22 protein-coding genes, 1 tRNA gene and 2 pseudogenes are annotated in these 22,220 nt (G+C 60.2%); 18 read left to right on the top strand and 7 right to left on the bottom strand.

What is annotated here, in order from left to right; all coding sequences use genetic code 11:
- Positions 1-6 precede the first annotated feature (6 nt).
- Genes QZ749_RS08565 through mscL form a run of 3 tightly spaced genes read right to left on the bottom strand, consistent with a single transcriptional unit; the run spans position 7 to position 2,335 of the window.
- Positions 7-696 (bottom strand): DUF2461 domain-containing protein, encoded by a 690-nt coding sequence (locus QZ749_RS08565; RefSeq protein ID WP_296945522.1) that lies wholly within the window; start codon positions 694-696, stop codon positions 7-9.
- A gap of 30 nt (positions 697-726) precedes the next feature.
- Entirely contained in the window at positions 727-1,887 is a 1,161-nt protein-coding gene (locus QZ749_RS08560; protein WP_296945520.1) for a Do family serine endopeptidase, read from the bottom strand.
- A gap of 13 nt (positions 1,888-1,900) precedes the next feature.
- Positions 1,901-2,335, bottom strand: a complete 435-nt coding sequence (mscL, locus tag QZ749_RS08555) for a large conductance mechanosensitive channel protein MscL (RefSeq protein ID WP_296945518.1) — start codon at positions 2,333-2,335, stop codon at positions 1,901-1,903.
- 266 nt (positions 2,336-2,601) lie between these two features.
- Here mscL and petA point away from each other — a divergent pair, with 266 nt between their 5' ends.
- The 10 genes and pseudogenes from petA (at position 2,602) to QZ749_RS08510 (ending at position 9,101) form a co-directional block, all read left to right on the top strand.
- Positions 2,602-3,216, top strand: coding sequence for a ubiquinol-cytochrome c reductase iron-sulfur subunit (petA, locus tag QZ749_RS08550; RefSeq protein ID WP_296945516.1), 615 nt, complete (start codon positions 2,602-2,604; stop codon positions 3,214-3,216).
- A gap of 1 nt (position 3,217) precedes the next feature.
- Positions 3,218-4,630: a cytochrome bc complex cytochrome b subunit gene (locus QZ749_RS08545; RefSeq protein ID WP_296945514.1), complete on the top strand. Its 1,413-nt coding sequence runs from the start codon at positions 3,218-3,220 to the stop codon at positions 4,628-4,630.
- A 26-nt stretch (positions 4,631-4,656) separates the two neighbouring features.
- Complete coding sequence (locus tag QZ749_RS08540) at positions 4,657-5,418, top strand: cytochrome c1 (protein ID WP_296945512.1); 762 nt, start codon at positions 4,657-4,659, stop codon at positions 5,416-5,418.
- Between the two features lie 140 nt (positions 5,419-5,558).
- The gene (locus tag QZ749_RS08535) at positions 5,559-6,170 is read left to right on the top strand and encodes a glutathione S-transferase N-terminal domain-containing protein (RefSeq protein WP_052234221.1); all 612 of its coding nucleotides are present in this window, start codon (positions 5,559-5,561) and stop codon (positions 6,168-6,170) included.
- Between the two features lie 111 nt (positions 6,171-6,281).
- Positions 6,282-6,755, top strand: a complete 474-nt coding sequence (locus QZ749_RS08530) for a ClpXP protease specificity-enhancing factor (protein ID WP_296945511.1) — start codon at positions 6,282-6,284, stop codon at positions 6,753-6,755.
- A 21-nt stretch (positions 6,756-6,776) separates the two neighbouring features.
- Positions 6,777-6,852 (top strand) — tRNA-Thr (locus QZ749_RS08525).
- Between the two features lie 107 nt (positions 6,853-6,959).
- Positions 6,960-7,727 (top strand): annotated as a pseudogene (locus QZ749_RS25650) (tyrosine-type recombinase/integrase); the annotation flags it as partial.
- On the top strand, positions 7,723-8,088 hold the full coding sequence (locus QZ749_RS08520; protein ID WP_296945509.1) for a type IV secretion system protein: 366 nt from the start codon (positions 7,723-7,725) through the stop codon (positions 8,086-8,088). The pseudogene QZ749_RS25650 and the gene QZ749_RS08520, both read left to right, overlap by 5 nt.
- Positions 8,089-8,264: 176 nt before the next feature.
- Positions 8,265-8,852 (top strand): hypothetical protein, encoded by a 588-nt coding sequence (locus QZ749_RS08515; protein WP_296945507.1) that lies wholly within the window; start codon positions 8,265-8,267, stop codon positions 8,850-8,852.
- A 57-nt stretch (positions 8,853-8,909) separates the two neighbouring features.
- Positions 8,910-9,101 (top strand): hypothetical protein, encoded by a 192-nt coding sequence (locus QZ749_RS08510; RefSeq protein ID WP_296945505.1) that lies wholly within the window; start codon positions 8,910-8,912, stop codon positions 9,099-9,101.
- A 74-nt stretch (positions 9,102-9,175) separates the two neighbouring features.
- Here the strand turns inward: QZ749_RS08510 and QZ749_RS25645 are convergent, their stop codons facing one another.
- Positions 9,176-9,571 (bottom strand): hypothetical protein, encoded by a 396-nt coding sequence (locus tag QZ749_RS25645; protein WP_373896801.1) that lies wholly within the window; start codon positions 9,569-9,571, stop codon positions 9,176-9,178.
- Between the two features lie 301 nt (positions 9,572-9,872).
- Entirely contained in the window at positions 9,873-10,067 is a 195-nt protein-coding gene (gene tssK / locus QZ749_RS08500) for a type VI secretion system baseplate subunit TssK (RefSeq protein WP_296945504.1), read from the bottom strand.
- A 184-nt stretch (positions 10,068-10,251) separates the two neighbouring features.
- On the opposite strand from tssK, the gene QZ749_RS08495 reads away from it, so the two are divergent.
- The 8 genes from QZ749_RS08495 (at position 10,252) to QZ749_RS08465 (ending at position 21,694) form a co-directional block, all read left to right on the top strand.
- Positions 10,252-13,368: a type VI secretion system Vgr family protein gene (locus QZ749_RS08495; protein ID WP_296945502.1), complete on the top strand. Its 3,117-nt coding sequence runs from the start codon at positions 10,252-10,254 to the stop codon at positions 13,366-13,368.
- A gap of 17 nt (positions 13,369-13,385) precedes the next feature.
- Positions 13,386-18,344 (top strand): RHS repeat-associated core domain-containing protein, encoded by a 4,959-nt coding sequence (locus QZ749_RS08490; RefSeq protein ID WP_296945500.1) that lies wholly within the window; start codon positions 13,386-13,388, stop codon positions 18,342-18,344.
- Positions 18,341-18,775: a hypothetical protein gene (locus QZ749_RS08485; protein ID WP_296945499.1), complete on the top strand. Its 435-nt coding sequence runs from the start codon at positions 18,341-18,343 to the stop codon at positions 18,773-18,775. Before QZ749_RS08490 ends, QZ749_RS08485 begins: the two co-directional genes overlap by 4 nt.
- Before the next feature lie 69 nt (positions 18,776-18,844).
- Positions 18,845-18,973, top strand: a complete 129-nt coding sequence (locus QZ749_RS25640) for a DUF6531 domain-containing protein (protein ID WP_373896804.1) — start codon at positions 18,845-18,847, stop codon at positions 18,971-18,973.
- Positions 18,921-19,415, top strand: coding sequence for a hypothetical protein (locus QZ749_RS08480; RefSeq protein WP_296945498.1), 495 nt, complete (start codon positions 18,921-18,923; stop codon positions 19,413-19,415). Before QZ749_RS25640 ends, QZ749_RS08480 begins: the two co-directional genes overlap by 53 nt.
- Positions 19,416-19,821: 406 nt before the next feature.
- The gene (locus QZ749_RS08475) at positions 19,822-20,073 is read left to right on the top strand and encodes a hypothetical protein (RefSeq protein WP_296945497.1); all 252 of its coding nucleotides are present in this window, start codon (positions 19,822-19,824) and stop codon (positions 20,071-20,073) included.
- Positions 20,074-20,176: 103 nt separating this feature from the next.
- A complete protein-coding gene (locus QZ749_RS08470; protein ID WP_296945588.1) occupies positions 20,177-21,205 on the top strand; it encodes an IS5 family transposase in 1,029 nt (342 codons plus the stop codon).
- A gap of 210 nt (positions 21,206-21,415) precedes the next feature.
- Positions 21,416-21,694, top strand: coding sequence for a PAAR domain-containing protein (locus tag QZ749_RS08465; protein ID WP_296945496.1), 279 nt, complete (start codon positions 21,416-21,418; stop codon positions 21,692-21,694).
- Between the two features lie 87 nt (positions 21,695-21,781).
- Here QZ749_RS08465 and QZ749_RS08460 read toward each other — a convergent pair.
- Together QZ749_RS08460 and QZ749_RS08455 are read right to left on the bottom strand one after the other, a co-directional pair.
- Positions 21,782-21,976, bottom strand: a pseudogene (locus QZ749_RS08460) (IS5/IS1182 family transposase); the annotation flags it as partial.
- A 135-nt stretch (positions 21,977-22,111) separates the two neighbouring features.
- Positions 22,112-22,220: IS3 family transposase (locus QZ749_RS08455; protein ID WP_296944544.1), on the bottom strand; the 109-nt coding region annotated here is incomplete at its 5' end.

Genomic DNA, 22,220 nt, shown 5'->3' with positions numbered 1-22,220 from the left:
CCTGATTTACGCGTCGTCGAAAACCTGCGGCACCCCGCGTAGCCAGGTGACCAGCGCGGTGGCGTCCTTGAATCCCTGCGCGAGCTGCGGCACCAGTTTTTCCGGGGCATTGATGTCGAGCTTCGTCTCGATCCAGACGAAATAGCTCTTGAGCTTCAGGTAGTCGACCAGCGGATGGGCGGGGTCGAAGCCCTTGGGCGGGCGCTGCAGCTTGTCTTCCGGATTCAGGTCGCCATAGGTCGCGCGCAGATGTTTATTCTTCAACATTTTGGAGAATCCTGTCGCATCGTTGACCACGTGCTCGCGGATCGCCTTCAGCCGCGCCGGCGGCGGCAGGTATTCGCCGGCGCCGAACAGCAGCGTGCCGTCGGCCTCGATGTGGAAATAATAGGTCGGGCCGCCGCCCTCGCTGGGGCGGCGCTTGTTGCCCGGCGCGATACCGGCCGAGAAATGCGTCTTGTACGGGGTCTTGTCGTGGGAGAAGCGGGTGTCACGCTGGAAGCGGAACATCGCCTTCTTCGGGTCGCAGGCGAGGATCTGCCGGTCGAACTTGCCGATCTCCTTGATCAGCTCGGTGAGCACATCGAGGAACTCGACGCGCAGGATGTCGTAGCGCGGCTTGTTCATGATGAACCAGGGACGGGTGTTGTTCTCGCGGAGCTCGGTCAGGAATTGCGTCAGGTCGCGCAGGTGCATGGATATCGTCGGTGTCGTGTACAACGGGTTTCAGGGAGTCTGGCGCGGGCGCCGGCCGACGGTGACGTCGAGCTTCGCCTCGCGGTTCTTGCGCATCACGGTCAGCGTGGCCTTGCCGCCCGGCGGCAGGTCGGCAATCAGGTTCATCATGTCGTTGGTGCTGGCGACCCGCTTGCCCTCGACGGCGAGCAGGATGTCGCCCGGACGCACGCCGGCGCGGTCGGCCGGGCTGCCGCGCACGACGCCGGCGATGATCGCGCCCTCCTCGCGCCCCAGGCCGAAGCTGCGCGCCAGTTCCGGCGTGATGTCCTGGGATTCGACGCCGATCCAGCCGCGCACCACCTGGCCGTGCTTGACGATGGCGTCGAGCACGCTCTTGGCCGTGGTGACCGGGATCGCGAAGCCGATGCCCACCGAGCCACCGGTCTGCGAATAGATCGCCGAATTGATGCCGAGCAGGTTGCCGCGCGTATCGACCAGCGCGCCGCCCGAGTTGCCGAAGTTGATCGCGGCGTCGGTCTGGATGAAGTTCTCGAAGTGGTTGATGTGCAGGTTGTTGCGGCCCAGCGCGGAAATGATGCCCAGCGTGACCGTCTGGCCGACGCCGAACGGATTGCCGATGGCCAGCACCACGTCGCCCACGCGCGCCCGGGCCGGATCGCCCAGCACGATCACCGGCAGGCGGTCGGCGCGGATGCGGATCACGGCCAGGTCGGTCTCGGGATCGGTGCCGACGATGGTCGCGGCGGCCTTGCGGCCGTCGGCCAGGCCGACCTCGATCTCGTCGGCGCCTTCGATCACGTGGTAGTTGGTGAGGATGTAGCCGTCGCTGCTGACGATCACGCCGGAACCCAGGCTGGCCATCTGCTCCTGCGGCGGCAGCTTGTCGCCGAAGAAGCGGCGGAAGAACGGGTCCTTGAGCAGCGGGTGCGCATCGCGCATCGCCTTGCTGGTGAGGATGTTGACCACCGCCGGCATCGCGCGCCCGGCCGCCTCGCGGAAGCTGCCGGGTGCGGCGCCGTCCGCCGCCTGCAGCACCGGCACCGGCTGCCCCGCGCCGCCGACCGTGACGCGCGCCGGCGCACGCTCCAGCCACCCCGGCCGCACGACGGCGAGCACCGCGAGGAGTGCGGCGAGCACGCCGAGCGCGATCGTGACGGTCTGGGCGAACAGCAGCCAGTAGCGGCGCATGGTGTTATCCAGGTTATTTTTTCAGGGAATCCCGGATCTCGCGCAGCAGGAGGATGTCCTCGGGCGGCGGCGGGGGCGGGGCGGCCGGCTTGGCGTCTTCCTCGCGCTGCAAGGAGTGACGCAGGCGGTTCATCAGGCGCACCATCTGGAAGATGACAAAGGCCAGGATCAGGAAGTTCAGCAGGATCGTGATGAAGTTGCCGTAGGCCAGCACGGCGCCGGCCTTCTTGGCTTCGGCCAGCGACAGGCCGTAGGCCTGGCCGTTCAGCGGAATGTAGTAGCTGGCGAAGTCCAGGCCGCCGAACAGCTTGCCGATCGGCGGCATGATCACGTCCTGCACCAGCGAGTCGACGATCTTGCCGAAGGCACCGCCGATGATGACGCCGACGGCAAGGTCGACCACGTTGCCTTTCATGGCAAATTTCTTGAATTCTTCGAACATCGCCATCCTGGCCCTCCTTGTCCTTTTAAAAATGTTGTATTTCCAAGACGATGATACAGGAATCTTGTGTCGTGTCTCCCTAGAGCAATCCCCTACTGTCAAAAGTGTTTCTAAAGAAAATGCATATTGTGAACAGCGCCTTAGTAATGCAAAGGGTTATTCTTTAGTTTGCAAAACTGTTCACATATAATGGCTCGTTACCAGAAGGGTTTTTACTGCATTGCAACATTTTTCGTTGCAATCATCATTCGCATTTGACGAACGGAGTTGGTATGAGTAATGAGAAGCAGGTCGATACGGGCCGGCGAGGCTTGCTCGTGGCTACATGCGCGGCGGGCGGGGTTGTCGGTGTTTCAACGGCCGGGGTACTGGTCAGCACGCTACAGCCGTCCGAGCGAGCGAAGGCCGCCGGCGCTCCCGTCGAAGTGGACATCTCCGACGTCAAGCCCGGCGAAATGAAAGTGGTGGAATGGCGCGGCAAGCCGGTGTGGATCCTGCGCCGGACACCGGAAATGATGGCCAGCCTGCCGAAGAACGACAATCTGGTGGCCGATCCGAAGTCCGACAAGTCGTTCCAGATCGACATGCCGGAGTACGCCAAGAACGAATTCCGCGCGCGCCCCGAGCACAAGGAAGTGCTGGTCACGGTGGGCATCTGCTCCCACCTGGGCTGCTCGCCCTCCTCCCGCTTCACCGAAGGCCCCCAGCCCAACCTGCCGGACGACTGGCACGGCGGCTTCCTGTGCCCGTGCCACGGCTCCACCTTCGACCTGGCCGGCCGCGTCTTCAAGAACAAGCCGGCGCCGGCCAACCTCGATGTTCCCCCCTATATGTATCTGTCCGATAACAAGATGGTGATCGGCAAAGACGAGAAAGGCGAGGCATAACATGGGCGCGTTCAAGGAAACCAAGCTTCCGGCCGACGCGCCGGCCGGCGACAAGGCGCTGGCCTGGGTCGACGACCGCTTCCCGCTGACCAAGCTGTGGAACGACCAGTGGGGCAAGTACTACGCACCGAAGAACTTCAACGTCTGGTACCTGTTCGGCTCGCTGGCCATGCTGGTGCTGGTGCTGCAGATCGTCACCGGCATCTTCCTCACGATGCACTACAAGCCTGACGCCAACCTTGCGTTCGGCTCGGTCGAGTACATCATGAAGGAAGTGCCCTGGGGCTGGCTGGTGCGCTACATGCACTCGACCGGCGCCTCGGCCTTCTTCATCGTCGTCTACCTGCACATGACCCGGGGCCTGCTGTACGGCTCCTACCGCAAGCCGCGCGAGCTGATCTGGCTGTTCGGCTTCGCGATCTTCCTGTGCCTGATGGCCGAGGCCTTCTTCGGCTACCTGCTGCCCTGGGGCCAGATGTCGTACTGGGGCGCCCAGGTGATCGTCAACCTGTTCGGCGCGATTCCCGTGATCGGCAACGACCTGTCGCTGTGGATCCGCGGCGACTACGTGGTGTCGGACGCCACCCTGAACCGCTTCTTCGCCTTCCACGTGATCGCGATCCCGCTGGTGCTGCTGGGCCTGGTGGCCGCCCACCTGATCGCGCTGCACGAAGTCGGCTCGAACAACCCGGACGGCATCGAGGTCAAGGAAAACCTGGGCCCGGACGGCCACGGCGTCGACGCCATCCCGTCGCATCCGTACTACACGACCAAGGACCTGTTCGGCGTGTCGATGTTCCTGCTGATCTACAGCGCCATCGTGTTTTTCGCGCCGGAAATGGGCGGCTACTTCCTGGAGTACAACAACTTCATCCCGGCCGACTCGCTCAAGACCCCGCCGCACATCGCCCCGACCTGGTACTTCACGCCGTTCTACTCGGTGCTGCGCGCCACCACGTCCGACTTCATGTGGGTCGTGATGGCCGGCCTGGCCGCCTACGTCGTGTTCATCTGGCTGCGCTCGCGCCTGTCGCAGAAGACCAAGCTCGGCATCACCGTGCTCGCCATCGTGCTCGAGATCGGCATGCTGCCGCAGGTGCTCGACGCGAAGTTCTGGGGCGTGGTGCTGTTCGGCTCGGCCGTCGTGATCCTGGCCCTGCTGCCTTGGCTCGACCATTCGCCGGTGCGCTCGATCCGCTACCGTCCGAACTGGCACAAGACCGTGTACGGCGTGTTCTTCGTCGCCTTTCTGGTGCTGGGTTATCTCGGCACCCAGTTGCCGACGCCGGCCTTCACGCTGCTGGCCCAGGCCTGCACGCTGTTGTACTTCAGCTTCTTCCTCCTGATGCCGTGGTGGAGCACCTGGGGCCGCTTCAAGCCGGTCCCGACCCGTGTCACCTTCACCCCGCATTGATGCTGGAAACTAGCCAAAGGACAACCATGAACTTTTCGAAGAAATTGCTCGCGGTCCTGGCGCTGTTGCCGGGACTCGTGTTCGCCAGCGAAGGCGGCGTGGCGCTGGACCGCGCGCCGGAGCGCAGCGACATCGCCTCGCTGCAGAACGGCGCCAAGCTGTTCGTCAACTACTGCCTGAACTGCCACTCGGCGTCGTCGATGCGCTACAACCGCCTGCGCGACCTGGGCCTGAACGAGGACCAGATCAAGAACAACCTGCTGTTCTCGGGCGAAAAAGTGGGCGACATGATGAATATCGCGATGCGTCCGGCCGATGCGAAAGCGTGGTTCGGCGCCGTGCCGCCGGACCTGACGGTGATCGCGCGCGCCAAGGCGTCCAGCGCCGGCAGCGGCGCCGACTACCTGTACACCTACCTGCGCTCGTTCTACAAGGACGACGCCCGCCCGACCGGCTGGAACAACCTGGTCGTGCCGAACGTGGCGATGCCGCACGTGCTGTGGGAAATGCAGGGCGTGCGCACCATCAAGATGGTCGAGGAAGCGGACCCGCACGAGAAGGGCAAGACCGTGCACCGCTTCGACGGCTTCGAGCAGGTGACGCCGGGCACGATGACCACGCAGGAATTCGATGCCCAGGTCGCCGACCTGGTCGCCTACATGAGCTGGATGGCCGAACCGACACGCGACCTGCGCAAGCGCCTCGGCGCGATCGTGGTGATCTTCCTGTCGCTGTTCGCGTTCCTTGCCTGGCGCCTGAACGAGTCGTATTGGAAAGGCGTAAAGTGAGCTGATTGCCCGTGCCGGCGCCTGGCGCAGTTGCCTTACGCAGTTGCCCGGCGCAGTTGCCCGGTTATAATGCGAGCAATGTCTATTCTGGGGTGGGCCGCGTGGCCTCACCCCTTTGTTACTTGAAGGAACTATAAACCATGATGGTTCTCTATTCCGGCACCACGTGCCCGTTCTCCCAACGCTGCCGCCTCGTCCTGTTCGAAAAGGGCATGGACTTCGAGGTGCGCGACGTCGACCTGTTCAACAAGCCGGAAGACATCTCCACGATGAACCCGTACGGCCAGGTGCCGATCCTGGTCGAGCGCGAACTGATCCTGTACGAATCGAACATCATCAACGAGTACATCGACGAACGCTTCCCGCACCCGCAACTGATGCCGGCCGACCCGCTGATGCGCGCCCGCGCCCGCCTGATGCTGTTCAACTTCGAAAAAGAGCTGTTCGTCCACGTGAACACGCTGGAAAACGAGCGCAGCAAGGTCGGCGACAAGAGCCACGACAAGGCCCGCGCCGAAATCCGCGACCGCCTGACGACGCTGGCGCCGCTGTTCCTGAAGAACAAGTACATGCTGGGCGACGAATTCTCGATGCTGGACGTGGCCATCGCCCCGCTGCTGTGGCGCCTGGACCACTACGGCATCGAACTGTCGAAGACCGCGGCCCCGCTGATGAAATACGCCGAGCGCATCTTCTCGCGCCCGGCCTACATCGAAGCGCTGACCCCGTCCGAAAAGGTCATGCGCCGCTGATCTTCCCGTCCGGCGGCTGGCGCCGCCGGACACCGTTGCATGCCCTGCTTCGACGCCGCCGGCGAATCGAAGTACACTGCCTGTGACTTCCGTTTCATTGCGATCCCGAACATGCCCGACATCTCCACCAAGCCGTACCTGCTGCGTGCCATCTACGAATGGTGCACGGACAGCGGCTACACGCCCTACCTGGCCGTCAAGGTCGACGCCGCGACCACCGTCCCGATGGAATACGTCAAGAAGGGCGAGATCATCCTGAACATCAGCTACGGCGCCACATCGGGCCTGAAGATGGACAACGACGCCATCACCTTCCGCGCCCGCTTCAACGGCGTCTCGCGCGAGCTGTACATCCCGGTGCACAACGTGCTGGCGATCTACGCCAACGAAAACGGCCAGGGCATGGCCTTCGACGTGAGCACGACGGCGGCCGAGACGCCGGCGCCGGCGTCTCCTGCCGTGGAACCTGCCGCTGGGCCGGGGCTGTCGGCGGTGCCGAACGCGTCGGAAGCGCCGTCGCAGCCGGACGGCGACAACGAACCGCCCAAAAAAGGCGGACGGCCGACGTTGACCCGTATCAAATAAGGGTATAATTCTCGCCACATTGCCGGCTTAGCTCATCAGGTAGAGCAGTTGATTTGTAATCATCAGGTGGCGGGTTCGAGTCCTGCAGCCGGCACCAAAATTTAGCTTTGAAAACAGTGCCTTAGATGACCTTCCTCTAAGGCATTTGTCTTTGTGAATCTTCAATAGGTACATTTTAGGTGCACCTACGATCACAGAGGCTCAATGACGACATTCGTTAAGATCGACGCAGGCGCATGGAAAGCCATCATCCGCAAGCAGGAGTGGCCCATCACTTCCAAGGCTTTCCGAACAAAACGCGACGTCAACGACTAGGCGCGCAGCACCGGAGATAAGTGGTTCGCGGGGTGTACATCTCGCGGGCCGGCGCCGAGCGCCTGACCGTCAAAGAGGCGCTGCAGCGGTATCTGAAGGAAGTCACACCGACCAAGACGCCGACCACGTAGCGCAGCGAGAAGATCACGGCCGAGCACCTGGCGGGCTTTCTCGGCAAGTACTCGATGGCAGCGCTCTCAGCGACTTGGTCGCATCCTATCGCGATCATCGTATCGCCGCAGGCAAGTCAAACAACACGGTGCGGATCGAGCTGGCCTTGCTCAGCAACCTGTTCACCATCGCTATTCAGGAATGGGGCCTGGGCCTCACTCACAATCCTGTGTCCGCGATCCGCAAGCCAAGTCCCGGAAAAGGCCGTGACCGCCGCCTTAGCTAGGCTGAAGAAAAACGTCCGCTGCAGGCTGTCGACCAGCACAGCAATCCGATGCTTGGCTGGATTGTGCGCATCGCCATCGAGACAGGCATGCGCCAGTCAGAGATTCTGAACCTACGCACCGCCCAAATGAACTTGGATCGCGCGTGGCAAGGCCGACTGATACTAAGAATAACTCTGCCCGCACGGTTCCACTCACTATAGTTGCGGCTTCCGCGTTCAAAGCAGCCCTCAAGAACCTGCTTCGGCCTAAGACAAGTGATCGGCTTCCCACCTACGACAAAGTTCTTCGACGCTTGGTTCGGCAAGGTTGTCAACCACATGCTGCTCACCGTATTTATGGACGCCGTCACGACCCTTAGTATGCGTATCGCCAAGGCCTTCGTTTCACAGGTCGCTGCCGCTGCCGACACCAGTCATAGCTTGGCGAAGGCATTCGAATTTGCGCTCCTTTCGATAACGCTTATTGTTGTCACCTGGCAGATTCCGAACATAGCGTCCGGTATTGCCGGCGGCGCAGCAGTATCAGGAGCACGCGAATGGGCTACTGCCATGGTTGCGTCGATGCGGAATGGAGGAGCCTCGTCCGGGAGTTCGTTCTCATCGAAAAGCGGAAGTAGCTAAGTCAGCGGTGCGCCGGGTCAGTCCGATGCTCATCAGGATCCAGATCCTCGGCAAAGCATGTTCCAGCTTCCAGGCGAGCGACATTGGGTCGCTTATAAATAACAAAATAGTCCTTTAGGGCAATATTTTGTCACGTTACGCTACACTACGGCAACTATGTCTCTATTGGAGTTCAGATGAATCGCAGTTCCGTTATCGCCCTTGCCGCTGTTGCCACGATCCTGGCTGGCTGTCTGGTCCCGGAAAAGTTCGCAGCTAAAGCTAACTTTCAGCCGGATGGGAGCTACTCGTTCTCGTATGCAGGCACTGCAGTGCATGGGATGGCAGCGCTACAGCTTGCAAAGACGGGAAAGCTCAGCGCCAAAGACGATGCGTCCCTTGGAAGCGAGGTTTCGAAGATGACACGAAACCCTGATGTGCGGTCCATTAGCTATAAAGGAAATGGCCGGTACGATCTCACGCTAGAAGCGAAACGCAACAAGGGACAAGCGCTCGACCTGCTCGGCATCGTCAATGTGAAGACCGGCAAGGATGGCATCGTCACGATCAGTTCGCCGGAAATTAACGAGAAAAGTAAGAAAGAGTTATCGCAGCTCGGCATCAAAATCGACGGCACCCTGGACGTAACGATCCCTAAAAATGCAGAAGTGATCTCTCACAACGCGACAGGGACGCCAACGTTTTTCGGTTTGGTTGGTACTTACTCCTGGAAAATTGGCAGCGTCGAGCAACGCCCGATGATGAAGTTTCGCTTTAAAGGGTAGGTCCAAGTGCAGCTTCATCAAACAACTCGCGAAGAACGCGCCTACCATGTCGTACGAATGCGAGCCAATTTCGCGATCGAAGATATGCATGCGCAAACTGATGACCTCGACCTGCAGCAACGCTACATCGACGGCGATATCACGTTGGCTGACATGCTCGCGCAAGCTCATAATTTCGCGCGCCGCTTGGCGAATGCGAACAGTCCGGGCCGTCTCGCGAACAGACATTGCCCACCTGCTAAAGCGTGAAGGCATGTCAGCCTGACGGACTTGACTGCGACTGCCGAAGGCGAGAAGATCGCGCCCAAGAAAGCTGTCAAAGACTACGAACCCGGCTTCATCCACGTCGATATCAAGTACTGCCACAGATGCAGGACGAGACCTCGCGCCGCTATCTGTTCGCTGCCATCGATCGTGCAACACGCTGGGTTTTCATGCATATCTATGGAGATATGACTGAGGCAAGCGGTATTAATTTTCTGCGTCGGCTCAAGCTGGCCTCGCCTATCAAAATCAATAAGATCCTCACCGACAACGTCTCGTAATTTACCGGCCGCTTCACCAACAAAGACAAGAAGCCCAGCGGCAAACATGCTTTCGACGTCGCCTGCGCAGGCCTGCCTGCCGAGCATCGGCTGGCACCGCCGCGTCACCCGCAAACCTACGGCATAGTCGAACGTTTCAACGGACGCATCAACGAGTTGCTTCGGCAGACCCATTTCGATAGCAGGGCCGATTTACAGCTACATTGCTGAATTATCTGAATCTGTACAACCACCGTATTCCACAACGCGCCATCGGCAGCCCCTAACCATCCTCGCGCTCAAGGAATGGCAGCAAAAGCGACCAGAGTTATTCGTTGAACGCGTTTATCACAGAACGGGATTCGACAGTTAGGCCCAGCGACCTGTGGAGAAGTGCTTAGAGATTGTAGTCAGCGCTACTCAACGGCATTGACTTATCGGTGCAGAGTAGCGCAGCCAGCAATAGCATGAAACGCATGGCGCGTCGCCATCCATCTTACTGCGTGAACGCGATGAGTGCCATCTTCAGCTCGCGCATCCCATCCGGCGCATAGATCGCAATCGCCTGCGCCTTCAACGCATTCTCGTAGAGCCCGTTTTTGGTTGGCAGCAGAAAGTAATAGGTGTCTGGACGAACCGGCACTGCCGTCGGCTCACTAGCAATCAAACGAAAAATGTAGAACGCGCCCACCAGTTCACATTGCGATCAATCAAGCTGAGCAAAATCAGTACGTACAATGAAAGTTGTTCGCCCTGTCGCTACCTGTCATGGCAACAGCAGAGCCCGTCTCTTGCTTATTATCAAGGCCGTCTGAGAGCGCTTGGTTACCTTAGCCGATGGAAATTTGACAGCATTACACCATCGGAGGCGACACATGGACGGAAGCCAAGCGATTGCGGTGGGAGCTGCGCTGTCGGCGTTCGGTCACGATGCGCAGCACGACCGCCTGATGCGCCTGGACTTCCCCCGCAACGACGGTCCGGATCGCATCCTCCTGCCGAATCGACTCAATGCGCACGAGGAAGTCTCGCAGTGCTTCCGCTTCGAGGTCGAACTCCTGTCGGACGACGCGCAGATTCCCCTGAAGGCGATGATGGCCAGGATGGTCACGATCTCGCTCGTGCGCGAGGACGGATCGCTGCGCTATTTCAACGGCTACATCACTGAATTCCGTTTTCTTCGCACCGATGGTGGCTTCGCGTTCTACCATATGGTGCTCGAACCCTGGCTGGCATTCGCGAAGCTGCGCAAGGACAACCGTTCGTTCCTCGGCAAGAGCGTCATCGAAATTACCGAGCTCACCTTTGCCCATTACCGTCAGAACGACTGGAATCCGGTCATCGTTGGCGAGTATCCACGGCTGACCTGCGCCAACCAGTATGACGAGACCGACTACAACCATCTGCACCGGCGGTGGGAGGAGATCGGACTGCACTATTACTACGAGCACCGGGCCGACGGGCACACGCTCTTTCTCAGCGACCGGAGCACGCTCGCCCAGTCCATCGATCCGACCGGGATCGACGACTCTGGCGAGATCCCATTCCGTGACCAGGCCGGCTCGCTCGAAGACGACGGCATCCGCGAATGGGGTGCCGTGCGCCGGCTCGGCTCCGGCCAGACGACCCTGGCCAGCTTCGACTACAAGAACCCGGTCGCGCAGCGCTCGACTGCCGAGTCGCTCAACAAGCAGGGTGACGTCTACCCTTACGAAATCTATGAGAACACGGGCGCGTACGGTTTCCGCACCCATGACGAGGGCGAGCAGCTCGCACAGCAGCGCATGGGGGAGTACGACGCGAACACGCAAGCCTTCGAAGCGCGCGGCAACGACCGCACCGCCCAGCCGGGGCGGTGCTTCAAGCTCGGCGGCCACTTCAGCGCCGAGCTGCGCGTTCCCAAGCACGGCGAGCCGGCCCAGCCCAGCATCCGCGACCGCGACTACCTGATCCTCTCCGTCGACCACGAGGCCAGCAACAACTACCAGGCCGGGCCAGGCGCGCCATCGCATTACGAAAACACTTTCCGCTGCGTGCGCAAGGACATCCAGTGGCGCCCAGGTCGCCACTACAACAGCCAGCCCTGCGTCTATCACGGCATCCAGACCGCCATCGTGGTTGGCCCGGCCGGCACCGAGATTCATACCGATGGCTACGGGCGGGTCAAGATCCAATTCCACTGGGACCGGCTGGGCAAGCGCGACGAGAACAGCTCGGCCTGGGTGCGTGTGATGTCGCCGGGCGCTGGCGTCGAGTTCGGGCATATCCGCCTCCCGCGGGTGGGCGAGGAAGTGGGCGTGGTCTTCGTCAACGGGAACATCGACCATCCACTGATTCTTGGGGCGCTGTACAACCACACCCACATGCCGCCGTGGCGGTTGCCTGAGCAGCAGGCCTTGAGCGGTCTGCGCAGCCGCGAGCTGCAGGCAGGCGAAGCGAGTGGGCGTGGCAACCACCTCATCCTGGACGACACGAAGGAACAGATCCAGGCACAGCTGAAAAGTGACCATCTCGCCAGCCAGCTCAGCCTCGGCCATATCAACCGCATCGAAGACAATGCCGGCCGTAAGGACGCGCGCGGCCAAGGCTTCGAGCTGCGCACCGACGGCATTGGTGCGGTGCGCGCGCAGCAGGGCCTGCTGCTCAGCACTGAAGGACGGCCGAACGCTCGCGCCCATATCACCGACATGGCGGAGACGCTGGCGCGCATGGCGCAGGGCCAGGAGTTGCACGACAGCCTGTCGCAGGTCGCCCAACAGGCGCACGCGCACCAGCCGGGCGACCAGGACCAAGTCGCTACCGCGCTGAAGGCGCAGGTCGATGCCCTCAAAGGCCAAGGGGGCCTACCTGCGCAAGGCGAATTCCCGGAATTCCAGGCTCCCCATCTGCTTCTAGCCAGCCCCGCCGGCATCGAAACCAGCACGCAGGGTTCCACCCACCTGATGAGCGTGGAGCACACCGCCCTGACCAGCGGCGGCCATGCCAGCCTGAGCGCGGGCAAGAGCCTGCTCGTCAGTGTAAAGGAAGCGGTGCGCATGTTCGCCTACAAGGCCGGCATGAAGCTGGTGGCGGCCAGCGCCGACATCGACATCACCGCCTTGAAGGACAGCGTCAACATCCTGGCTAAGCTCAACATCACCCATACCGCCAACCGGATCACGATCACGGCAAAGGAAGAGGTGGTGATCAACGGCGGCACCAGCTTCAGCCGCTGGAACGCATCCGGGATCGTCCATGGCACCAACGGCAACTGGGTCCAACACGCGGCGCATCATAGCTTCGTCCCCGGCAAGAGCGAAGGCACGCCGAGCTTGCCGCAGCCCGTGCAGCTGGCGCCGGGACAGCTTGATCTGTACCACCAGTATGTGAATTCGGAAGGCAGCAAGAAGCAAGGGATCCGGCAAGGCGAATACACCGTCGTCGACGCCGAAGGTGGCGTCCATCAAGGGAGGCTTGATGGCAACGGCTTTGCCAGCGTGGCCGGCCTGCCGATGGGAATGGCCACGGTCAGCTACGGCAAGGACCCGCGCGACCCGTGGGATGAAGACAGTTACTTCGGACAGGCAACCGAATGGCCGACCGTGGCGCCGCCCGAAACTGGCGCCAATGCCGCGGCAGCCTCTGATCGGACAGCGCCGGCACCGAGGAGGCAGAACCCCGGACTGCTTGCCGGCGCCAAAACTGCGGCAAGCAGTCTCAACGGCGCAGCCGGCAAGTTCGGCGCGATTGCGCAAGCCGCGCAGCAAGCGGCCAGCGCGGTGCAGTCGCTGCCAAAAGGCGGCGCGCAAGCATTGCTGGCGCCGGTAGGGCAGGCGGCCATGGCCAATGTCGCGGGCAAGCTCCCGGGCGGCGCGACGGTCCTGGATACCTACGGCGCATTCAGTACCGGCAAGCCTGCCGCCGCCGTCGCGTCCACCTTCGGTTTGCCCGGATCGCTACCGCGCATCGGCGTGGAAGTTCCGCTCTCGATCCCGAAAAAATCCGTCATATAAAAAGATAAAAAGCCACCATGACCGAACCCACGCAAGCCCCGTCCAAGCCCGCCGAACGCGCGCCGGAAGTCGCAGTCGCCCCGCTCAACACAATAGACAAGCGAGACATCGGCGCCGGCGCCGCCGCCTTCGACAAATGGCTGCGCAAGATTAGCTACGACTACGTCACGCTGGAGCGCCTGAGTACCGTGGCCGGCAGCCTTCCGGTGATCGGCAACATCATGGCGCTGATCGACGCCATCATGGACATGGTGGAGGTAATCCAGAAGTACATCAATAAGAAGGAAATCGATTTCCTGCAATGGGTGAGCCTGGGCATCAACCTGATCGGCGTGGTCCCGGTGCCGCCGGCGATGAGCGCGGCGCGCATGAGCCTGCGGCCGGCGCTGCACCTGGTCCGGCAAAAGCTGGCGCTGGGCGTCAAGGATCTCGGCCCCGCGCTGATCGAGGTGCTGATCGTGCACCTCAACGCCAGGCTGGCCGGCGAGATCGAAACCTTTATCGACGGCGCGATGGGCAAGCCGGCGGGCATCCTCGACGATTGCGCCAATACTGCCGACGGCATTGCCGACGACCTGATCAAGATCCTCAATCGCTGCATCGGCAAGGAACCGCTGTTCGCGGTGGCATCCCCGGCCGAAGTTGAGGCAAAGCTGCACGACCCAAAAGTGGAAAGCAGCTGGCGCCGCATGCTTGGCGCCCTTGCCCGGCAGTACAAGAAGGCCGCGAACTATGCTGCCGCCGCGGCAGCCAGCCAGCTGCCACAGAGCGCGATAGCGGGCCTGACGGGCATCATCGGTCACCTGACCGACTTCAAGGGGGCGTTTCGCAGCAAACTCGCCGCCTTGGCCGATGAAAAGGCGCAGATGAGCATCCGGTGGATACTGATGCGGCTGCGTGACGCGGTCACCAAGCACAAGAAGCGGTATCCGGCGATGGTCCCATCAAGCAAGGGCGCGGACCACAAGAAGAACAACCCCGGCCACGAGCTGGGCGCCACCGGCCGGCAGCACCCGGCCACGGGCGACCCCAATGCCTGCAAGCTGTGCCCCGCAAAAGGCGGCACCGCGCACTCGATCAGCTTTGCCACCGGCGCCGAAACCTTCACCCACCTTGACTTCGTTCTGGATGCGCCGCTCCCCATCGAATGGAGCCGCGCCTACCGCAGCCAGCTGACCGCCTATGACCGCGGCAATCTCGGACCGCGCTGGCTCACCCCGTACAGCACCCGCATCGACGTCGTCGGCCAGGGCAAGCCGGCGGGCCTGGTCTACCACGCCGCCGACGGCCGCAGTCACCACTATCCGTGGCTCGGCACTGGCCAGTCGCACCACGACCCGGTCGAACAGATCACGCTCACCCGCATGAGCGCCACCCTGCTTACGCTCGACTTCGGCAAGCCGCTGCCGGAGGACGAACCCAGCCCTTGGCGCGAAACCTACGAGTTGGTCGACACCGTGCGCGCCAAGGCAGCCGACCTGGGCAAGGAGCATTTTCGGCTGATCGCACTGCATGCCCGCGACGGCGCCGCCCTCGGCCTGCGCTACGACCACGTCGTCGCCACTGGCCCCTACGCCGGCGAAGCGGTGCTCAGCGACATCATCAGCAAGCAGGGCGAGACCATCCTGGCCCACGCCGGCACCCAGATCGACGCCAATAGTGGCCGCATCCTGGCGATCTGGGAAATCAAGGATGGCAAGCTGCTGCGCCAGCTTGCCGCCTATGACCACGATGAGCACGGCGACCTGGTCCGCGCCCAGGACGAAAACGGCGCCGCTTGGCACTACCAGTACGACCGTCACCTCGTCACCCGCTACACCGACCGCACCGGGCGCGGTATGAACCTCGCCTACGATACCAGCATCGACAGCGGCGCCCACGCCAAGGCGATCCGCGAGTGGGCCGACGACGGCAGCTACGACACCCGGCTCGAGTGGGACAAGAACATCCGCCTGACCTACGTCCTTGATGCGCTTGGCCACGAGACCCGCTACTACTTCGACATCGCCGGCTACACCTACCGCATCGTGTATCCGGACGGGCGCGAGGAATGGCTTTTCCGCGACGACGCCAAGAATGTCGTCCGTCACATCCATACCGACGGCAGCAGCGAGCATTACCGTTACGACGACCACGGCAACCTGCTCACGCACACCCGCGTCGATGGCAGCCAGGTCCACTTCGAGTATGACGGCCAGCACCGCGTCACCGGCATCCGCGACGGCGAAGGCGGCACCTGGAATCGCGACTACAATGCCCAAGGCCATCTGGTCGAGGAAACAGACCCTCTCGGCAACAAAACCCAATATGCGTACGACAAAGCCGGCCGGCCGGTTGAAATCACCGACGCCAAGGGCGGCACCAAGAAACTCGCCTACACTCCGGACGGCCAACTCGCCAGCTATACCGACTGTTCCGGACACAGCAGCCAGTGGGAATACGACGAGCGCAAGCGCCTGGTCAAGCGCATCGACGCCGCCGGCAACGTCACCCGCTACCGCTACACCCCGCTCAACGCTGCAACGCTGACGCAAGCAAACAGCGAAGGCACCGATAGCGGCAATCATCCCGGCCAGCTGGAAGCCGTCATCCACCCCGACGGCAGCCAGGAGCAGTTCCGCCATGATGCCGAAGGCCGGCTGCTGGCGCACACCGACGCACTCGAGCGCACCACCGCCTACCGCTATACCTCGGCCGGGATGATCGCGAAGCGCACCGACGCGCTCGGGCACAGCCTGCACTACCGGTGGGATGCACTCGGCCGCCTGTCCACCCTGGAAAACGAAAACGGCAGCGTCTACCGCTTCCAGTACGACCCGGTCGGCCGCCTGCTGCAGGAGCAGGGCTTCGACGGCAAGGCCACCGAGTACCGCTACGACGAAGCCAGCGGTGTGCTGGCGGAAACTATCGAAGCCGGCGTAACCACCCGGCTCGACTTCGATCCCATGGGCCGGCTCGTGCAACGCCGGGCCGCAGCCCCCGGCCAGGCGGAGCAGGTCGAAACCTTCGCTTACAACGCCAACGGCCAGCTGGCGGAAGCGAAGAACGAACACGCCCGGCTGCAATGGTTCTACGACGCCGCCGGCAACCTGGTGCGCGAGCACCAGCACTACCAGGGGCCGTTCCATCCCGACAGGGGCACTGCGGTCTGGCACCACTACTACGACGAACTCAACGAACGTAGCGCTACCGTCCGCCCCGACGGCCACCGCCTCGACTGGCTGACCTACGGCGCCGGCCACGTGCACGGCCTGCTGCTCGACGGGCAAGACCTCGTCTCCTTCGAACGCGACGCGCTGTACCAGGAAACCGGCCGCACCCAGGCTAACGGCCTGCTGCAAACCATGAAGTACGACCCGCTTGGGCGCCTGATCGAGCAGCAGCTCGGCGCCATCGCGCAGGCCGGCCAGAAGGACCAGGGCGGCATGCAAGCAGCGATCGTGCGGCGCTACCGCTACGACCCGGCCGGCCAGCTGATCAACCTTGAAGACAACCGGCGCGGCCGCGTCGACTACCGCTACGATCCGATCGGACGACTACTGGCGGCAAACAGCGCGTTGGGTCATGAAACCTTCGCCTTCGATCCGGCCGGCAACATCCAGGCAGCCGATAGCGTGCAGCAGGAACCCATGACCCGGCGCGACCCGCCGCCTAAGCTGCCTAAGCTGCTGGACAACCTGCTCAAGGAATATGCCGGTACCAAGTACCGCTACGATGACCGCGGCAACCTCGTCGAACGCGTGCAGAACGGCGAGCGGTCCGAGTATGCATGGGATGCGTTCAACCGGATGACCCGCGCCACGACTTGGCGTGGCGTCACTACCTTTGCCTACGATCCGCTGGGGCGGCGCATCGCCAAGCACAGCCAGGCGATGGAAGGCACTGCCCTCCGGGAGACGGCCCGGACCATGTACGGCTGGGACGGCGACACGCTGGCGCTGGAAAGTAGCGTGCACCGGGGCCATGCGGCGGGCGAACGGACGGTGCACTACGTGTACGAGCGCGACAGCTTCGTGCCGCTGGTGCAAGCCACCCGAAACCGGGCGCTTCGACTGGCGCCCACCACCGATGTAAAAGCGCTGATGGCGGGCAACGGCGGCAAGTACGACATTGCGCTCGATCCGCTATGGAACGGCGAGTACGAGCAGGAAGCCGAGCCGTTCGGTAAGGATGAGATCGCCTTCTATCAATGCGATCATTTGGGCACGCCGCAAGAACTGACGGATTGCGAGGGCCAGGTTGCGTGGTCGGCGCAGTACAAGGCGTGGGGGCAAGCGAAGGAGGCGATCAGCGCGGCGGCACGCAAGGCGGGGATACGGAATCCGATCCGGTTCCAGGGGCAGTACCTTGATGAAGAAACGGGGCTGCATTACAACCGGCATCGGTACTACGATCCGGACGGCGCACGTTACATAACGGCAGATCCTATTGGTCTGCTCGGCGGGATGAATGCCTATCAGTACGCGCCTAATCCGACGGGTTGGATTGACCCGTTGGGTCTGCGCAACAGGCGCAAGAAAGCAGCTTGTCCTATATGTAGTGGTACGCCATGTGGAAATACGAGAAATCCTTCGCGTGGGGCAGCAGGATTTCAAAGTTCTCGTGCTTACCCTAATAAGGACCGTTGGTCAAATGTTACCCTACCGAAAGGGACCACTGTCTATACACTGTATCCTTATGGGACCAAGCCAGGCGGGTTCTTTGCTGATGCGTCTACTCTTGCTTCATCAAAGAAATCAGTTAGTGCATATCATGAAGCGACACAAGTAGGGCATGCTGGAAATTCTGATCAATTCAAGTTCGGCGCAAGGCAAAAGGTACAGGCATTCACACTGAAAGAAGATCTTTGCGTCGGAAAAGCTTACGCGCTAGCCAATGATCAATACGGATCAGGTGGCGGAACGCAATATTACATCACCGCAAAAGATCGCATGAGCATGGAAAAAGGCCCAATTATGGAGTTGACAAGCCCATGATTAATTTCGCCAAAGGACAAATAAATATCGGCGATAAAAATATCCTCGCTGCCTCTGACGAAGAATTAAAAGCTCTCGCTGAGAAATTTGTAATTGAGAAGAGAGAAACTGGTGGAGGCAGGCCTTACTACTACGTCGAAGCTGCAGCTGACGGCATGAGGTTTGGGATTTTTATCAGGTTGCGAGAGAAAAGGGTAGAATGGCTACGATTGAGCTGGTTAGACAGTCCTGTAAAGGGATGGGATGACGTAAGTGAAAAAGCGATGAAAGACGAGTATCGTTTGCTATCGAATTTCGTAGAAAAAGTGATCGGGAGTCCACCTGATCATAAAAAAAATAGACAGCGTACCTGGCGCTTCAATTGGGGGCGAGTTGAAGTAAGCTATGAGCCACGCGCCTATCAGGCGGACATCTATATGGTACCTCGGTGAGGCAGCTCGACAGAAAGGTTGTGATGGGCAGCACACCCGCTCAGCTTCGTTACTGGCGTCGAAACCTTCATCCACACGGACTTCGTCCTGGATGCGCCGCTCCCTATCGCATGGAGCCGCACCTACTGCAGCCAATTGCGCGCCTATGATCGCAAAAAACCGTATGAGTATGGAAAAAGGCCCAATTATGAGAGATAACAAGCCCATGATTAATTTCATTGAAGGACGAATTAATATAGGCGAGAGAAATATTCTCGCTGCGTGCGATAATGATTTAAAGGCTCTCGCCGAAGAAGACTTAATTGAGAAGCGGGAGACCGACAGAGGCGAGCCTTACTACTACCTCGAAGCTGAGGCAAATTGCATGAGATTTGGTGTTGTCATCAGTTTGCGAGAGAGAAAGATTGAGTGGCTGCGATTACACTGGTTAGATAGTCCTATGAAAGGGTGGGATGACGTAAGTGAAAATTTAATGATGGACGAATATCGCCTGCTATCAGATCTCGTTAAAAAGCAGGTCGGAGCTCCTCCCGACAATAGAAGAACCGCGACACGAACATGGCGCTTTAAGTGGGGACAAGTTAACGTGAGCTATGAACCACGTTCCTTCCAAGCAGACATTTTTATGAAGCCTCGATGAGATTGCTCGACATCAAGGTTCGTGATAAACATCAGTTTTTTGCAACCAGCACGGGCAAACGATTGGCGCCCGAAATATTCGTTTAACGGGTTTATGAACAGGTAAAACTTGATAACTATACCGCCAGCGATAGGAATCTAACAAAGCGTGGTTACGCCTCATGCGCCATTTTTTGAAATCAAGATTGAGGTCTACTTTACATTGGACTGCTCAGTGCGCCTGAGATTCGCTGAAGCTTTTTCCCTTGGAACCTCAAGGAGATCATAGTGCAGTTCAAAAAAATCATTGTAGCTGCAACCCTTATGTTTGCAGATCTATGACAATGGCTGAGTCGGCACCCCAAGCTATTGATTTAAATAAACTTTATGGACGTTTTGAAAAATAAGGATACTCATCCCTAGATCTTATGGAGACAACGAAAAAGGTTCTAATTTCAGGTATGGCACTTGATGTTAAGCAATCGCTTAGTGGCAATTCTATTTTAAAAGTCGGCGCACACGCTAACTCGCAGGAATTAGCGAGGCTCACCGCTGCCGATGAGACTCAGGAAAATAAGCTAAACGCTTTGCAAGCTGGCGCCAAATTCAAGGCCGTTTGTGATTTGGCATTCTCCTCAGGGGCACAATATATGTCCTTTGAAGGGTGTGTTTTCAAATAAAACGGCCTAACATGGCATTTAGGTCACCTCGAAAAACCTCTGCTGACCTGCCAGTAGCTCGGTAGAATTCTGTCACCAAACCAAGTCCAAGAGTAGCGTGATGATGAAGCCCCGAATCAGCCTGTTTGCCGAGCAAGAGCGCGAAGATCGCCGGTCAAAGATAGGCGATCCGTTGGTCGGCTTGGCCGAGCACGTGGATTTCGACGCGCTGGCCGCACGGGTCGATACAGCCGCCCCGCGTCCATCGCGCGCCAAAGGTGGCAGACCGCCGTATCCGACGGTTTTGATGATCAAGATTCTTGTACTGCAGCAGCTCTACAACCTGGCCGATGACGCGCTGGAGTATCAGTTGCTGGACCGCCGCAGCTTCCTGCGCTTCTTGGATCTGACCGACAGCAGTAGCATTCCGGATGCGAAAACAATCTGGCTGTTCCGTGACCGCCTGGCCCAGGCCGGCGTAGGCAATCAGGTATTCGAGCAAGTCCAGCAGCAACTGCTGTCGCAAGGGTATCTGGCCCGTTGCGGCCAGATTGTCGACGCTTCGCTCGTGCACGCTCCGGTCCAGCGCAACAAGCGTGAGGAAGCCGAGAAGGTCAAAGAAGGCACGATGCCATTGGGCTGGAAGGCGCACAAGCGTGCGCAAAAGGACGTCGATGCCAAGTGGACCAAAAAGCATGGCAAGAACCACTTTGGCTACAAACTGCACGCCAGTGTCGACAAGCGCTACAAGCTGATCCGCAAAATAGCCGTCACGCACGCTGCCGTGGCCGATACCATGGTCTTCGAGGAGTTGCTCGATCCGGCCAATACCAGCCGCGATATCTATGCCGACCGAGGCTATCCCAGCATTGATCGGGAAGCGAGGTTGAAGCAAGCCGGCTGGCGCGTCCACATCCAGCGCCGGGGCCATGCAACCAAAGGCATTTCAGAAACGCAGAAACGACGTAATCGCGCGATCGCCACACCCCGTGCCCGCGTCGAGCATGTTTTCGGAGCGCTGGCCCAAATGGGAGGCAAGCTGGTGCGCTGTTTGGGCATCGTGCGTACCACGTTCGTCTTGCAGTTGAAGGCAGCCAGCTATAACCTCAAGCCCCTCGTTTTCCTGAAGGAGCGCGGCTTGGAGCCGTTCTAACCGCGAAGCTGGCGGCCTGCGGCCGCCAGTTCGGACGCCCCTGCAAACTCATTGCGCTCATTGCCGCATCGGCGCTGGGACGTTCAGCGCCCGAGCGGTTGACGTGGCAGCGCGAAAATCGAGTTATTCGAGGCGCCCTTAGCCTAACGACCGCAATTAGCCGGACGGCCCACCGATCTCCTAACGTCACCGATTCCACTGGAGAGCCAAATGTCATTAAAGATCATTACAGTCGGAGACAAAACCGATCATGGCGGTACAGTGATTAGTGGTTCGCCCAACCACGACATTGGGGGAAGAGCGATAGCCCGACTGGGTGACAAAGTTGACTGTCCGCAGCCCTACCCCGGTGGCAAACCGCACGGTGTAAACAAAATCATTACCGCCCACGACACACTTACAGTCGACGGGGTGCCCGTTGCGGTCGAGGGATGCACGACGGAATGCGGGTGCAAGCTGATCGGCAGCTTGCCGGCGACGGTCGGTTGAAAGCCTTGATCGGGTACCTTCCTACCGCTTTCGTGGACTGTCCAAGTAACGTGCCATGACACGTTCGCCCAGCAGTTTGAAACATCACATCTTCACTTCAACAAGGCTGCGGCAGTGGTAGCCACTCCATTTTTTTCGGATCGCCCAGTCCAGCCTGCGCATCGTGTGCAGGATGACGTTGCAGGCATCCGCACCGCAGCGATTCGTCTTCCAGAATTTGGCGTTCTTGTGGAGCGGGATCCTCGCATACACTGCGCCGAAAGCGATCGCCTCATGGCAGTCTGAACCGCCCCGGCTTTTATGGAGGCCGGTTAATGTAAGTCAGGCCAGGATAGCTGCGCGATCGTCAACGTGAGCATCCTTTTTTGTAAAAAACATGGCTTCCCACGCTATAGTCGATGAATCGCCACGAGTTTTCTAGACACTCGACAGCCGCTGAAAATACTGCTTCTCATACTCGACCGGCGACAGGTCATTGCTGAAGCTGTGCCGCCGCTTTGGATTGTAGAACATCTCGATATAGTCA

The sequence above is a fragment of the uncultured Massilia sp. genome, assembly GCF_913773735.1.
Classification (GTDB): domain Bacteria; phylum Pseudomonadota; class Gammaproteobacteria; order Burkholderiales; family Burkholderiaceae_D; genus Telluria.
The sequence above is the reverse complement of the archived record's forward strand: the minus strand, read 5'-3'. Positions and strand labels throughout refer to the sequence as shown.